This window comes from Streptomyces sp. SDT5-1, from assembly GCF_052245995.1.
In the GTDB taxonomy this organism is placed as follows: domain Bacteria; phylum Actinomycetota; class Actinomycetes; order Streptomycetales; family Streptomycetaceae; genus Streptomyces.
Genome location: NZ_CM125963.1, coordinates 2,814,634 through 2,827,286 on the forward strand (window position 1 = coordinate 2,814,634; position 12,653 = coordinate 2,827,286).

General features: G+C 71.3%; 14 protein-coding genes. 5 read left to right on the top strand and 9 right to left on the bottom strand.

Annotation, left to right across the window (positions count from 1 at the left end):
• The first annotated feature begins 52 nt into the window (after positions 1-52).
• A complete protein-coding gene (locus ACTWJ8_RS13140; RefSeq protein ID WP_356388611.1) occupies positions 53-763 on the top strand; it encodes a DUF4191 domain-containing protein in 711 nt (236 codons plus the stop codon).
• 98 nt (positions 764-861) lie between these two features.
• On the opposite strand, the gene ACTWJ8_RS13145 is transcribed toward ACTWJ8_RS13140, so the two are convergent.
• Complete coding sequence (locus ACTWJ8_RS13145; protein WP_356377875.1) at positions 862-1,329, bottom strand: RDD family protein; 468 nt, start codon at positions 1,327-1,329, stop codon at positions 862-864.
• A 165-nt stretch (positions 1,330-1,494) separates the two neighbouring features.
• Here ACTWJ8_RS13145 and glnA point away from each other — a divergent pair, with 165 nt between their 5' ends.
• A complete protein-coding gene (gene glnA, locus ACTWJ8_RS13150) occupies positions 1,495-2,904 on the top strand; it encodes a type I glutamate--ammonia ligase (protein WP_356377872.1) in 1,410 nt (469 codons plus the stop codon).
• A gap of 168 nt (positions 2,905-3,072) precedes the next feature.
• Entirely contained in the window at positions 3,073-3,585 is a 513-nt protein-coding gene (locus ACTWJ8_RS13155; RefSeq protein WP_356377870.1) for a DUF1269 domain-containing protein, read from the top strand.
• Between the two features lie 22 nt (positions 3,586-3,607).
• Here the strand turns inward: ACTWJ8_RS13155 and ACTWJ8_RS13160 are convergent, their stop codons facing one another.
• The 6 genes from ACTWJ8_RS13160 to ACTWJ8_RS13185 form a co-directional block, all read right to left on the bottom strand.
• Positions 3,608-4,330, bottom strand: coding sequence for an ANTAR domain-containing protein (locus tag ACTWJ8_RS13160; protein ID WP_443263889.1), 723 nt, complete (start codon positions 4,328-4,330; stop codon positions 3,608-3,610).
• A 12-nt stretch (positions 4,331-4,342) separates the two neighbouring features.
• Positions 4,343-5,197 carry an ANTAR domain-containing protein gene (locus ACTWJ8_RS13165; protein ID WP_356377864.1) on the bottom strand — a complete coding sequence of 285 codons (855 nt, stop codon included), beginning with the start codon at positions 5,195-5,197 and terminating at the stop codon, positions 4,343-4,345.
• Positions 5,198-5,221: 24 nt separating this feature from the next.
• Positions 5,222-7,090, bottom strand: a complete 1,869-nt coding sequence (locus ACTWJ8_RS13170) for a CheR family methyltransferase (RefSeq protein ID WP_443263890.1) — start codon at positions 7,088-7,090, stop codon at positions 5,222-5,224.
• Between the two features lie 13 nt (positions 7,091-7,103).
• Positions 7,104-7,700: a chemotaxis protein CheB gene (locus ACTWJ8_RS13175; RefSeq protein ID WP_443263891.1), complete on the bottom strand. Its 597-nt coding sequence runs from the start codon at positions 7,698-7,700 to the stop codon at positions 7,104-7,106.
• A 72-nt stretch (positions 7,701-7,772) separates the two neighbouring features.
• Positions 7,773-9,119, bottom strand: a complete 1,347-nt coding sequence (locus ACTWJ8_RS13180) for a DUF2252 domain-containing protein (protein ID WP_443263892.1) — start codon at positions 9,117-9,119, stop codon at positions 7,773-7,775.
• Between the two features lie 18 nt (positions 9,120-9,137).
• Positions 9,138-9,614 (bottom strand): hypothetical protein, encoded by a 477-nt coding sequence (locus tag ACTWJ8_RS13185; protein WP_356377854.1) that lies wholly within the window; start codon positions 9,612-9,614, stop codon positions 9,138-9,140.
• A 125-nt stretch (positions 9,615-9,739) separates the two neighbouring features.
• On the opposite strand from ACTWJ8_RS13185, the gene ACTWJ8_RS13190 reads away from it, so the two are divergent.
• Positions 9,740-10,942, top strand: coding sequence for a winged helix DNA-binding domain-containing protein (locus ACTWJ8_RS13190; protein ID WP_443263893.1), 1,203 nt, complete (start codon positions 9,740-9,742; stop codon positions 10,940-10,942).
• A gap of 18 nt (positions 10,943-10,960) precedes the next feature.
• On the opposite strand, the gene ACTWJ8_RS13195 is transcribed toward ACTWJ8_RS13190, so the two are convergent.
• Complete coding sequence (locus ACTWJ8_RS13195; RefSeq protein ID WP_443263894.1) at positions 10,961-11,242, bottom strand: hypothetical protein; 282 nt, start codon at positions 11,240-11,242, stop codon at positions 10,961-10,963.
• Between the two features lie 137 nt (positions 11,243-11,379).
• Between ACTWJ8_RS13195 and ACTWJ8_RS13200 the strand changes: the two genes are divergently transcribed.
• A complete protein-coding gene (locus ACTWJ8_RS13200) occupies positions 11,380-11,742 on the top strand; it encodes an arsenate reductase family protein (protein ID WP_356377849.1) in 363 nt (120 codons plus the stop codon).
• On the opposite strand, the gene ACTWJ8_RS13205 is transcribed toward ACTWJ8_RS13200, so the two are convergent.
• Positions 11,739-12,566 (bottom strand): alpha/beta hydrolase, encoded by an 828-nt coding sequence (locus tag ACTWJ8_RS13205; RefSeq protein WP_356377975.1) that lies wholly within the window; start codon positions 12,564-12,566, stop codon positions 11,739-11,741. The two genes, ACTWJ8_RS13200 and ACTWJ8_RS13205, sit on opposite strands and share 4 nt — an antisense overlap.
• Positions 12,567-12,653: the final 87 nt, after the last annotated feature.

Genomic DNA, 12,653 nt, shown 5'->3' on the forward strand with positions numbered 1-12,653 from the left:
CGGAACCCGATGCGGGTTCTTCCCGCCTCCCCGGCCACGTAGACTTCAAGACATGGCGAGGAAGGAAACTGCAGCGGACGCTGCTAACACCGGGCGACTCAAGCAGATCGCCCAGACCTACAAGATGACCCGCAGGGTCGATCCCAAGATCGGTCTTGTACTCGCGGCTGTGGGAATCGTCACCCTTGGTGTCTTCCTCGCGATCGGCTTCTTGATCGGTCACCCCATCTACCTCGGAATTCTCGGCCTCCTGCTCGCTTTCCTCGCGATGGCGATCATCTTCGGGCGCCGGGCCGAGAAGGCGGCCTTCGGGCAGATGGAGGGACAGCCCGGCGCGGCGGCGGCCGTGCTCGACAACATCGGACGTGGCTGGACGACGACCCCCGCGGTCGCGATGAACCGCAGCCAGGACGTGGTGCACCGCGCGGTCGGCAAGGCCGGCATCGTGCTCGTCGCGGAGGGCAACCCGAACCGGGTGAAGTCGCTCCTCGCGGCCGAGAAGAAGAAGATGGCGCGCATCGTGGCGGACGTCCCGGTGCACGACTTCGTGGTGGGCACGAGCCAGGGTCCCGAGGGAACGGTTCCGCTGAAGAAGCTCCGCACCACCATGCTGAAGCTGCCGCGCGTGCTGACCGGTCCCCAGGTGACCGCGACGAACGACCGGCTGAAGGCCATGGGCGACCTCATGTCGAACATGCCGCTGCCGAAGGGCCCGATGCCCAAGGGCATGAAGATGCCGAAGGGCGGCGGCCGCATGCGGTGACGCTCCGCTGTTGCCACGTCAATGAGGCGGGCCGGAACCCGAGGGTTCCGGCCCGCCTCATGTGTGTACGGCTCGCTGCGCGCCCGCGCCCCCAGTGCCTAGATGCGGACCTCGACCGACTTCGCGAGGCGGTCGTGGAGGCCGCGGCCGTCGCGGTCCCAGATGAGAGCCGGGATCGCGACGCAGAGCAGGACCGTGCGGACCAGGACCCGGCCGGGGCCGATGCGGCCGCCCGCCTCGGAGACGACCCGCAGGCCGAAGAGGCGCTTGCCGGGGGTGCAGCCGATGGTGCCGACCGTGAGCACGCTCAGGACGAAGAAGATGAGCAGCGCCCAGTTCCCCGTCGCCTGGTTGTAGCCGTGCGTGAGCAGGCCGTACGCAATCAGCATGCACAGCGCCCAGTCGACGGCGATGGCCCCGATGCGGCGCCCCGGGCGGGCGATGGAGCCCGGCCCGTGCTCGGGCAGACCGAGCTGTTCACCGCGGTAGCCGAAGTCGGCCCCGGCCCGTTCCATGGCCTCGCGGGGCCCGGACAGCCACGATCCCATTGCTTCCCTGTTGTCCACGCATCAACGGTACTGCGCCGCGCCCCTGGCCCCGTCCCGGCCCCCGCTCCGGTTAACTTGGGCGAAACAAATGGGTCATGCTTGAGAAATCACGCCTGCATATCGTCGTGCAGAACCGAGCTGCAACCCCGCCCCTCCCCAGGGTGTGGGAGTAGGAGGAGTTGGATGTTCCAGAACGCCGATGACGCCAAGAAATTCCTCGCGGACGAGGACGTCAAGTTCGTAGACGTTCGCTTCTGCGACCTGCCGGGCGTGATGCAGCACTTCACGGTTCCGGCCGAGGCGTTCGACCCGACGGAGGAGCTGGCCTTCGACGGCTCGTCGATCCGCGGCTTCCAGGCCATCCACGAGTCCGACATGGCGCTGCGCGCGGACCTCTCCACCGCCCGCGTGGACCCGTTCCGCCGCGACAAGACGCTGAACGTCAACTTCTTCATCCACGACCCGATCACGGGCGAGCAGTACAGCCGTGACCCGCGGAACGTGGCGAAGAAGGCCGAGGCGTACCTCGCCTCCACCGGCATCGCCGACACCGCGTTCTTCGGCCCCGAGGCCGAGTTCTACGTCTTCGACTCGGTGCGCTTCGAGACGTCCGCCAACAAGTCGGTCTACGAGATCGACTCCGAGGCGGGCGCCTGGAACACCGGCGCCGTCGAGAACAACCGCGGCTACAAGGTGCGCTACAAGGGCGGCTACTTCCCGGCCCCGCCGGTCGACCACTTCGCCGACCTGCGCGCCGAGATCTCCCTCGAGCTGGACCGCCAGGGCCTCAAGGTCGAGCGCCAGCACCACGAGGTCGGCACGGCCGGCCAGGCGGAGATCAACTACAAGTTCAACACGCTGCTCGCCGCGGCCGACGACCTGATGCTCTTCAAGTACATCGTGAAGAACGTCGCGTGGCGCAACGGCAAGACCGCGACCTTCATGCCGAAGCCGATCTTCGGTGACAACGGTTCGGGCATGCACGTCCACCAGTCGCTGTGGCAGGGCGGCGAGCCGCTCTTCTACGACGAGCAGGGCTACGCGGGCCTGTCGGACACCGCCCGCTACTACATCGGCGGCATCCTCAAGCACGCCCCGTCGCTGCTCGCCTTCACGAACCCGACGGTGAACTCGTACCACCGCCTGGTCCCGGGCTTCGAGGCGCCGGTCAACATGGTGTACTCGCAGCGCAACCGCTCCGCCGCCATGCGCATCCCGATCACGGGCTCGAACCCGAAGGCCAAGCGCGTCGAGTTCCGCGCTCCGGACCCGTCCTCGAACCCGTACCTCGCCTTCTCGGCGCTGCTCATGGCGGGCCTCGACGGCGTCAAGAACAAGATCGAGCCGGCCGAGCCGATCGACAAGGACCTGTACGAGCTTGCTCCCGAGGAGCACGCCAACGTCCAGCAGGTCCCGACCTCGCTCCCCGCGGTCCTCGACGCCCTCGAGGCGGACAACGAGTACCTGCAGGCCGGCGGCGTCTTCACGTCCGACCTGATCGAGACGTGGATCGACTACAAGCGCACGAACGAGATCGCCCCGATCCAGCTGCGCCCGCACCCGCACGAGTTCGAGCTGTACTTCGACATCTAAGCCGTCCCGTACACCCGGACGCGCTCGTGACCGAGGGCCCGGTCTCCCGACAGGGAGGCCGGGCCCTCGGCGTGTGCGGGGTGGGTGGGGCTCGCCGGGCACAATGCGGGCAAACGACTTAAACTCGGGCAGATCGCACACGCTTTCCCGTCTCGGAGGAGTGCCGCCATGAGCAATCTGTTCGTCGTCGCCTACAACGATCTCGCCACCGCCAACCAGGTCCGCGAGCGGCTTCTCGAGATGTCGAAGGAGCACCTCGTCGAGCTCGAGGACATCGTCGTCGTCGAGCGCCGTGAGGGCGACGGGAAGATCAAGCTCCACCAGGCCGTGAACCACACGGCGATGGGTGCCACGGGCGGCGCGCTGTGGGGCAGCGTCATCGGCATGCTCTTCCTCGTGCCGTTCCTGGGTGCCGCCGTAGGCGCCGCCGCGGGCGCCGCGGGCGGGGCCGTCACGGACACCGGCATCAACGACAACTTCATGAAGGAGCTCAGCCAGAACCTGCGGCCCGGCGCCGCCGCGCTGTTCGTCCTCGTGAAGCAGGCCGCGAAGGACAAGGTCGTGCCCGAGATCGCCACGTACGGCGGCCAGCTGGTGCAGACCTCGCTGAGCAACGACGACGAGGAGGCCCTGCGCGAGATGCTTCAGGAGGGCCAGGCGAAGGCCCAGGCCTCCGCGTAACCCCCACGCGGCCGAAGCGAGGTCAGGCGGGCAGCTCCAGGCCGCCCTCCGTGACCTCGCGGGCCACGTCCGCCAGCTTGCGCTGGTGCGAGCGCGCGTAGCCGCGCAGGGCGTTGAAGGCCTCGTCGAGGGAGAGGCCCCGGCGGGCCGCGAGCATGCCCTTGGCCTGTTCGACCACGATCCGGCTGGACAGAGCGTGCTCCAGCTGGCCCGTCAGCACGCGTGAGGCGCTCAGCTCGTGCTGGAGCGCGAGCGTGTGCCCCGCTGTCTCCGTGAAGATGCGCGCCATGGCGAGGGCCTCCTCGTCCAGGGTGCTCCCGGGTGTGCAGAACAGCACGAGCGCCCCGGTCGCCCTCTCCCCCGCGCGCAGCGGCAGCGCGGTGATCCGGCCGTGGCCGAGGGCCCTGGCGCGCGGCGTCCAGCGCGGCCAGCGCTCGTGGGCGGCCGGCGCAGTGATGTCCACGTCGATGAGGGCACAGCCGGTGGTACGGGCGTCGTGCCCCGGCCCCTCCTGCCAGTGGACCCCCGCGTCGGCCAGGGCGCGCAACTGCGGATCCGTACCGCCGCACCGCACCGGGGTGCGGACGTCGGGCGCGTAGTCGACCTTCGCCCCGCTCGCGCCGAACAGACTGCGGCCGCCGCGCGCGAGGGTGGCCAGCAACGCGCCCACGTCGCTCGGCTCCCGGGCGGCGTCCGCGGACAACCGGGCGAAGAACGCCGCGACTTCCTGCTCCTGCAACGCCACGGTGGAGACCTCTCAACCGAGTTTCAGATGGCCCTCGACGATATCGCGGGCGATGTCCCCGAGGGGACGCCCGTCGGCGAAGGACCGTGCTTTGACCAGTTCCAGTGCGTCCACGACGCGACAGCCGAGCTGGACGGCCACCATTCCGGCCGCCTGATGGACCTCGGCCCGGTGGTCGACGTCGCCGAACAGGTCGAGTACCGCGTCCTGGCCGAGGAACACGGTGCGGGTCAGCGCGGCGGCCACATTGCTGACGATCGGGGTGGACGCGGTCTCGGACACGGGGGTGAAGACGGCGAGGGCGCCGATGCAGGCCTCGGCCGTCCGCAGCGGTACGGCGACCACCTGGCCGAATCCGAGCTCCTCGAAGGCCGGGCCGAAGCCGGGCCAGCGTTCGCCGACGTCCGCCCCGGCCGCCGTGACGGGGGCGAGGTCCCGCACCGAGTCGTGGGCGGGGCCCTCGCCGAGCACGTACTCGAGATCCTGCGCCGCACGGGCCGGCTGGTCGGAGGAGGCGGTCGCCAGCTGATTGCGCTGGGAGTCGACGAGGGTGACGGCGACACTGTCGAAGCCGCAGGCCTCGGCGACGCCGGTCATGAACAGCGGTGACAGTCCGCCCGACCGCACCGAGTCGGACGCGCGTCGGGCGTGCCCCGCGAGCAGTTGCGCCGCGATCTGATGGCGCGTGGCGGTGGACCGGTGCAGCGCCGCCAGCCTGACGTGGGTGTCGTCGCCCGAGTACGCCGCGAGGTCCTCGTACCTTTCCGCGAGGCGGAACTCCCGGTCGGCACGCTCCTGCGCACTCACCGAGCGCTGCCAGGCGGCTGCCGCCTGTTCCGGCGACGGCGACCGGCCCCTGGGTTCCATGTCTCTCAGCGTACGCCCGCCGGGTCAGGCCGCGCCGTCGCTCCGGCCTTCTTCCATCAACAGGACGACTCCGCCGCGGTGTCCGTCGAACGGGCTGCACTGCACGGTGCAGCTGATGCTGCGGCCGAGCCGGTTCACCGCGGCGATCACCACGGGGGCGCCCCGCTTACGGTCCCTGATGCACGCCTCCACAGCCTCCCGCAGCTCCTTGGTGGGCAGCCCGAAGTCGAGTCCGAAGAACGCCTCGTTCAGGACCTCGTCCTGGCGCAGGCCCCACAGGTCGGCGGCTCCCCGGTTCCAGCTCTTGACCCTGAGGTCCTTGTCGAGGACGACGACGGCCGCGGCGATGGAGGTGAGCACGCCCTCGAGGAAGGCGCGGGTCTCGTCCAGCTCCTCGCTGCGGATCCGCATCTCCTCGTTCATGGTCTCCAGTTCCTCGTTCCCCGACTGGAGCTCCTCGTTGGTCGTCTCCAGTTCCTCGTTCGTGGACTGGAGTTCCTCGTTGGTGGTCTCCAACTCCTCGATGGAGGACTGGAGTTCCTCGTTGGTCGTCTCCAACTCCTCGTTCGTGGACTGGAGTTCCTCGTACGCCGTCTCCAGGTCCTCGCGTACGCGCTTGACCTCGGCCTTGAGCTGGGTGGCCACGGTGACGTCGGTGAACGTGATGTTGGTGGCGGCGGGCATGCCGCCCGCGCCCACGAGGGGCTGGACCAGGATGTCGTAGAACTGGACGTCGTCGCCGACCCTGCGCTCGGCGCCGTTCACCCGCAGGGAGCGGCGCTCGTGCGTGGCCTGGTCGATCAGAGAGCGCAGCTCGACCGGCCGGTAGGAGATCTCCAGGTCCTGGAAGGGCCGCCCGATGTCGCTCGAGGTCAGTCCGAACTGGACGCGGGCGTGGTGGTTGATGAGGACGACGACGCCTTCGGCGTCCACCGCCACGGCAGCGCCGGGCGAGGCGTCCAGGATCAGGTCGCGCAGCTGCCGGTTGCGCGCCATGTTCTGCATCTCGCCGCCGATGTTGGCGCGCAGCTTGACCGGGGCCGGCTGGTAGGGGGCCTGCGCGTCGCCGGGGCGGCGGCGGAAGATGCGCTGGCGCATGCTGATGACGTCGAAGCGGTCGGCGTCGTTGAGCAGCATCTCGGCCTTGCCGAGGAAGAGGAAGCCGCCCTGGCGCAGCGCGAAGTGGAACCGGTCGACGATCTGGGTCTGCGCCTCGACGTTGAAGTACATCAGGGTGTTGCGGCAGAGCAGCAGGTCGAGACGGGAGATGGGGGCGTCGCGGGTGATGTCGTGGCGGCCGAAGATGACGCGGCGGCGCAGGTCGGAGCGGAAGCTGTACTGCGAGCCGTTCTGCTCGAAGTACTTCTCGCGCAGCTCCGGGGAGAGCGGCTCCAGGGTCTTGGCCGGGTAGAGGCCCGAGCGGGCGTCGCGCAGCGCCTCGTCGTCGACGTCGGTGCCGTAGATCTTGACGCGGTTGAGTGCCTCCTGGAGGCCGAGGGCCTCCGCGAACATGATGGCGAGGGAGTACGCCTCCTCGCCGCTTGAGCAGCCCGCGCTCCACACCCTGATGTCCTCCTCGGGGCCGAGCTGGGCGAGGATCTCGGGGATGACCTCGCGCTGGAGGTACGTCCAGGCGTCGGCGTCGCGGAAGACGGAGGTGACGTTGATCAGGATGGTGTTGAAGAGGGCGCTGAACTCGTCGGCGTTCGTCTCGAGCTGGTCCCGGTAGTCGGCGTACGAATCGATGCCGACGTCGGTCATGCGCTTGCGGATGCGGCGGCCCAGGGACGAGCGCTTGTACCCGGTGAAGTCGAATCCGCGGGCGTCCCTGAGGAACCGGAGCAGCTCCTCCAGCTCCTCGTCGGTCTCCACATCGCGCGGCGCCTCGCTCATCGTCTTTGCCTACCTACTGCCTCTTGCTGCCGACAAGTCCGCGGAGGACCGCGGGGATTTCTTCCAGAGGTAGCACGAAGTCCACCGCCCCCGTACCCACGGCCGCCTCCGGCATGCCTTTGAATTCCGCGGTGCGGGGGTCCTGGGCGATCACGGTACCGCCCCGGGACTTCACGGCGTCGACACCCATGGCCCCGTCGCTTCCCGTGCCGCTCAGGACGATGGCGATGGTGCGCTCGTCGTACGCCCCGGCGACGGACTCGAAGAGCAGGTCGGCGGAGGGGCGCAGGAAGTGCACGAGTTCGCTGCGGGTCAGGGTGAGGGTGCCGTCGGATCCCACGAGGAGGTGGCGGTCGGGCGGGGCGATGTGGGCGGTGCCGGGGCGGGCCGTCTCGTCCTGCTCGGCGAGCTTGACGCCCAGATCCGTGCGGCGGTCGAGGATCTCGGCGAGGACGGTGCGGTGCCGGGGGTCCAGGTGCTGGACGACGAGGACCGGGACGGGGAAGTCGGCGTCGAGTCCGCCGAGCAGCGTGGCCAGGGCGTGGATGCCGCCTGCGGACGCGGCGACCGCGACGACGGCGTAGCTGTCCGGGGGCGCGGGGTGCGGCATGGCGTCTCCCTCGGGAGTGGGGTGCCGGGTCCGGTCATTGTCGTCGACTGGGGCGGCGGACGGAGCCGTCGCTCACGCACCCGGCGCGGCGGTCAGGACGCCGGAGGCGATGGCTCTGCGCAGCGCCCGGTGGTCGTCGAGGGTCCGGTCGGCGTAGTGCAGGGCGAACGCGGCGACGGCCCGGTCGAAGCCGTCCTTGCCGCCGAGGTAGGCGGCGATGGCGATGCGGTCGCCGGAGCGGGCGTGCGCGCGGGCGAGGGCGGTGCCGCAGAGGCGGGCGTAGGCGAGGAGTTCGTCGGGCGGCATGGTGGTGACGTCGGCTGAGCCCTTCATGTCGCGCAGTTGGCGCCAGTAGAAGGAGCGGCCCTGCGGCCCCGTCATCCAGCCGAGGAAGATGTCGCCCGCCGCCTGGAGCAGGCGCTGGCCGGACACGACGCGGTGGCCGGGGTGGATGTACGGGCCGTGGTACGGGACGTGCTCCTCGACGACGGACCGGCCGGCCTCCTTGATCTGGAGGAAGAGCGGGTCGTCGGCGTCGCGGCCCGCGAGCAGCACGATGAAGCAGCGGGTGCCGACGCTGCCGACGCCGACGACCTTGCGGGCGGCGTCGACGAAGCGGTAGCGGTCGAGCAGGCGGCGGCGTTCCTCGGCGAGCGTGGAGCGGTAGTCGCCGAACATCTTGCGGACGGCCGCGGCGTCGGAGATCCCGGCCGGTTCGAGGAGCGGCGGGTCGTGGGCGATGCGGCGGCGGCCGTCGGGGGTGGTCTCGGTGAGCTTGGCGAGGGCGTGCAGGCTGGTGCGCCGGGTGGCCTGGGCGAGGGTGTTCTCGGCGCGGTGGCGGGAGCGGGACGAGCGGATGAGCGGGAGCAGCGCGTGGGCGTCGATGCGCTCGTACCAGACGGCGAGTTCGCCGAGCCCCGCGAGCCTGCGCATGTTCGTGCGGTACGCGGTGACGGCCGTGCGGGCGGCGCGGTGGGCCTGCTTGTCGGAGTGGCCGTTGTCGCGGGCGGCGACGGCTATGGAGGCGGCGAGCCGTTTGACGTCCCACTCGAAGGGGCCCGGGTACGTCTCGTCGAAGTCGTCGAGGTCGAAGAGGAGGGCGCGGTCCGGCGCGGCGAACAGGCCGAAGTTCAACAGGTGCGCGTCGCCGCAGAGTTGGACGGTGAGTCCGGTGTGCGGGACGGCCGCGAGGTCGCCCGCCATCACGGCGGCGGCGCCGCGCAGGAACGCGAAGGGGCTCGCCGCCATCCGTCCGTAGCGGATCGGCAGCAGGTCGGGGAGCCGGTCGGCGCCCTGCCGTTCCAGGGTGACGACGGGGTCGGGGCGGTCGGCGGCGGGGATCCACGGGCCGTGCGAGGAGCGGGGGCTGTGCTTGCGGGCCCTGCGGCCCTGGGCGGCGCGTTCGGCGGGGCTGCTCATGGCGGGGCGCCCCGTCGGTCAATGGCGCAGGGCGCGGGAGACCTCGGCGGTGATGTCGCCGTCGAGGGAGTGGGTGCTGCGGGCGGTGGCCTTCTTGGAGTCGCCGCCCTTCACGTCGTCGACCTTGAGCACGGCGGTGTCGACGAGCTTGCCGTCCCCATTCTTGAAGTCGACCTCGATCATGTACGACTTGGTGTCCGACGCGCCGTTGCTGACGGTGACGGGGACCGTGCTGCGGTCGCCGTCGGCCTTCACGTCGCCGACCTCGACGTCGCCCTTGGCGTCGACGCCGTCCTTGAACTCGTCGAACTTCTTCTGCGCCTCCGCGGTCGCCGACGCCACCACGTCCGACGCCTTCGACGCGGCCTTCGACGCCACGCCGGAGGGGGTGTCGCCGTCGTCGCCGCAGCCGGCGGCGGTCAGGGCGAGGGCCGCCACGCACAGCGCCGCGCCCACCGCCCGGACGCCCCGCGCGCCTCGTCGTACGTCCGCCATCGCCGGCACCTCCGCTCGACCGCCACTCCAGGTCGCTTCAGTCAACGGTGCGCGCGTACGGGCCCGCATGCCAAGGGGGCCAAACAGGTGACCGGTCCCGCGGGGCGGTGGGCATGATGAGCAGCATGACCTCGAACACCACAGGGACCGTCCGGCACATCGGTGACGACGAGCGGCGGCTGCGGCTGGCCCGCGCCCACCTCCTCTCCCCCGCGGACCGCGCGGCGGCCGCACAGGACGTGGCGCGGGCCCTGGTGGCGCTGCACGGCACGGATCCGGCGACGGTGTATCTGGCGGTGGGGGCGCGGCTCGCGGACGCGTCGGGGACCGTCGCCGACGTCGAGCGGGCGCTGTACGAGGACCGGACGCTGGTGCGGATGCACGGCATGCGGCACACGGTGTTCACGTTCCCCACGGAGCTCGCGGCGACGGTCCACGCGTCGACGGGCCTCGCGGTGGCGGCGAAGGCGCGGGCCGCCCTGCTCAAGGACATGGTGAGCGGGAGCGACGGGCGGCTCACCCCGGAGTGGCTCGCGGAGGTGGAGGCGTCGGCGCTGGCCGCGCTGGAGCGGCGCGGGGAGGCGACGGTGTCCGAACTGACCGTGGACGAGCCCCGGCTGAAGGAGCGGTTCACGTACAGGCGGGGCAGGAGCTACGAGGCGCCGCACACGGTGTCGTCGCGGCTGATGCGGGTGCTCGGGGTGGAGGGGCGCGTGGTGCGGGGCAGGCCGCTCGGCTCGTGGACGTCGACGCAGTTCCGGTGGGCGGTGGCGCCGCCGCATCCGGAGCTGCCGGTCGCCGAGGCGCAGGCGGAGCTGCTGCGGCGCTGGCTGGGGGCGTGCGGTCCTGCCACGGAGGGGGACCTCAAGTGGTGGACGGGGTGGAAGGTCACGGACGTGCGCAAGGCGCTCGCCTCGGTGGGGGCGGCCGCGGTGTCGCTCGACGGGGGCGGCACGGGGTACGTGCTGCCGGACCGGGTGGACGCGCCGGACGGCGGCGTGGAGCCGTGGGCCGCGCTCCTTCCGGCCCTGGACCCGACGGCCATGGGCTGGCAGGAGCGCGACTGGTACTGCCCGCCGGAGCTGCGCCCCGCGCTCTTCGACGGCAGCGGGAACATCGGTCCGACGGTGTGGTGGAACGGCCGGATCGTGGGCGGATGGGGTCAGGGGGCGGACGGCGAGGTGGTGTGGCGACTCCTGGACACGTCGGGCGGCCGGAAGGCGGAGCGGGCCGTCGCCGCGGAGGCGGAGCGCCTCGCGGCGTGGCTCGGTACGACCCGTGTGACACCGCGCTTCCGTACGCCCCTGGAGAAGGAGTTGAGCAGCTAGGGGGCGCCGAAGCCGGGCCTACCGGCTGTAGCGCATCAGCGCCCGCACCATGTGACACGTCGTGTCGGACGGCGGGTGGATCCCGACGAGCTCGGCCGTGGCGCGGATCCGCCCGTTGTGGGCCTGGTTGGGGAGGTAGACGCCGGAGTCGAGCAGGGCTATCGCGAGCCGCATGGCCTTCAGGCGGCGGTTGTGGGTGATGTACCAGTCGCGGGGCCGCCCGGCGGGCAGCGGCCTCTTCGCGAGTGGCGTGTACGGCAGATCGATCAGCATCGGAGCGGCGGCAGCGGGCACAGGCATCCTCCTGTCGCGAACGTCCGAGAGCCCCCGTAGCCCTCGAACACTGCTTCTATTCTACTGCCGACCACTGACAAAAGCCGCTGGCCAGACGCCGGTTGAGGGGCTTCGCGCGGCGTCACTCGCGTACCGTTGTCCCCATGGAGATCTGGATCAACCCGGCCTGCTCGAAGTGCCGCAGCGCACTCACCCTGCTCGACGCGGAGGGCGCCGACTACACGGTGCGCCGCTACCTGGAGGACGTCCCCTCCCCCGACGAGATCCGCGCCGTGCTCGACCGGCTCGGCCTGGAGCCGTGGGACATCACGCGCACCGGGGAGGCCGACGCGAAGGAGCTCGGCGTCAAGGACTGGGCGCGGGACGCGGACAGCCGGGAGCGGTGGATCGAGGCGCTCGCCGCGCACCCGAAGCTGATCCAGCGCCCGATCATCACGGCCGACGACGGCACGGCGGTGGTGGGCCGCAGCGAGGAGGCCGTACGGGAGGCGCTGAAGCGCGGCTAGACCATCAACTCGGCGAGCCCGGCGCCGAGTTGCACGGGCATCGCGTGGTGCGAGACGCCGGGGACGGTGAACGCGGCCGACCCGGCCCGCTCCGCGATCCGCCGCACGTCGTGCGCCCTGCTCTCCCCCGCGAGCACGACCCGGACCCGCGTAGGCCCCTCGTGCAGGGCCCGCAGCGTCTCCCGCGACGGGATCCGACCGGTCACCGGGCGCGCCGCGGGGAAGCCGGCCGCCGCCTCCTGCAGCGCCAGCCAGTCGCCGTCGAGCGCGGCGCCGCCGGACTCCCACGCCAGGAACCGGCGGGTCCTGGCGGGCGAGGGCCGCAGCAGGGTCGGCAGGGCGTGCAGCAGATATCCGGGGCGCAGCCCCGCGTAGCAGCGGGTCGGGTCGAGCAGGGTGAGCCGGCCGACCCGCTCCGGTGCGCGCAGCGCGCAGTGCAGCGCGATCCAGGCGCCGTACGAGTGTCCGCACAGGTCGACGGGTGCGGTGATGTCGAGCCCTGCGAGGAGCGCGGTCAGCCAGCCGTCGAGGTCGGCGACGGTGCGGATCGGGCGGGCGGGCTCGGCGACGCTGCGGCCCGGTTCGCCGACGAGGTCGACGGCGTGCACCCGGCGGGAGACGGCGAGCGCCGCGACGTTCGCGAACCAGCTCGCGCTCGTGGCGCCGCCGCCGGGCAGCAGGAGCAGCGGCGGGGCGTCGAGCGGCCCGAGGCTGTGGACGTGGGTGGAGCCGTACGGGGTGGGGACGTCCCGGTGCTCGGTGGTGTCCGGCCACTTGGCCAGCACTTTGTCGTACGCCTCGTAGAACCCGCCGTCCGCGGCCATCACGCCCCCGTATGCCGTCAACTCTCCTGTGAGACACGTTACTTGAGTCGCCCGAGTGGTCGTTGAGCGCACCGGTTCGGTCGCTCG

What these genes read in the sequence shown, in the direction of transcription:
- glnA (WP_356377872.1), top strand. Translation starts at nt 1,495, where the DNA reads ATGTTCCAGAACGCCGATGACGCCAAGAAATTCCTCGCGGACGAGGAC.
- ACTWJ8_RS13190 (WP_443263893.1), top strand. Translation starts at nt 9,740, where the DNA reads ATGACCTCGAACACCACAGGGACCGTCCGGCACATCGGTGACGACGAG.
- ACTWJ8_RS13175 (WP_443263891.1), bottom strand. Translation starts at nt 7,700, where the DNA reads ATGCCGCACCCCGCGCCCCCGGACAGCTACGCCGTCGTCGCGGTCGCC.
- ACTWJ8_RS13195 (WP_443263894.1), bottom strand. Translation starts at nt 11,242, where the DNA reads ATGCCTGTGCCCGCTGCCGCCGCTCCGATGCTGATCGATCTGCCGTAC.
- ACTWJ8_RS13155 (WP_356377870.1), top strand. Translation starts at nt 3,073, where the DNA reads ATGAGCAATCTGTTCGTCGTCGCCTACAACGATCTCGCCACCGCCAAC.
- ACTWJ8_RS13205 (WP_356377975.1), bottom strand. Translation starts at nt 12,566, where the DNA reads ATGGCCGCGGACGGCGGGTTCTACGAGGCGTACGACAAAGTGCTGGCC.
- ACTWJ8_RS13185 (WP_356377854.1), bottom strand. Translation starts at nt 9,614, where the DNA reads ATGGCGGACGTACGACGAGGCGCGCGGGGCGTCCGGGCGGTGGGCGCG.
- ACTWJ8_RS13180 (WP_443263892.1), bottom strand. Translation starts at nt 9,119, where the DNA reads ATGAGCAGCCCCGCCGAACGCGCCGCCCAGGGCCGCAGGGCCCGCAAG.
- ACTWJ8_RS13200 (WP_356377849.1), top strand. Translation starts at nt 11,380, where the DNA reads ATGGAGATCTGGATCAACCCGGCCTGCTCGAAGTGCCGCAGCGCACTC.
- ACTWJ8_RS13165 (WP_356377864.1), bottom strand. Translation starts at nt 5,197, where the DNA reads ATGGAACCCAGGGGCCGGTCGCCGTCGCCGGAACAGGCGGCAGCCGCC.
- ACTWJ8_RS13170 (WP_443263890.1), bottom strand. Translation starts at nt 7,090, where the DNA reads ATGAGCGAGGCGCCGCGCGATGTGGAGACCGACGAGGAGCTGGAGGAG.
- ACTWJ8_RS13140 (WP_356388611.1), top strand. Translation starts at nt 53, where the DNA reads ATGGCGAGGAAGGAAACTGCAGCGGACGCTGCTAACACCGGGCGACTC.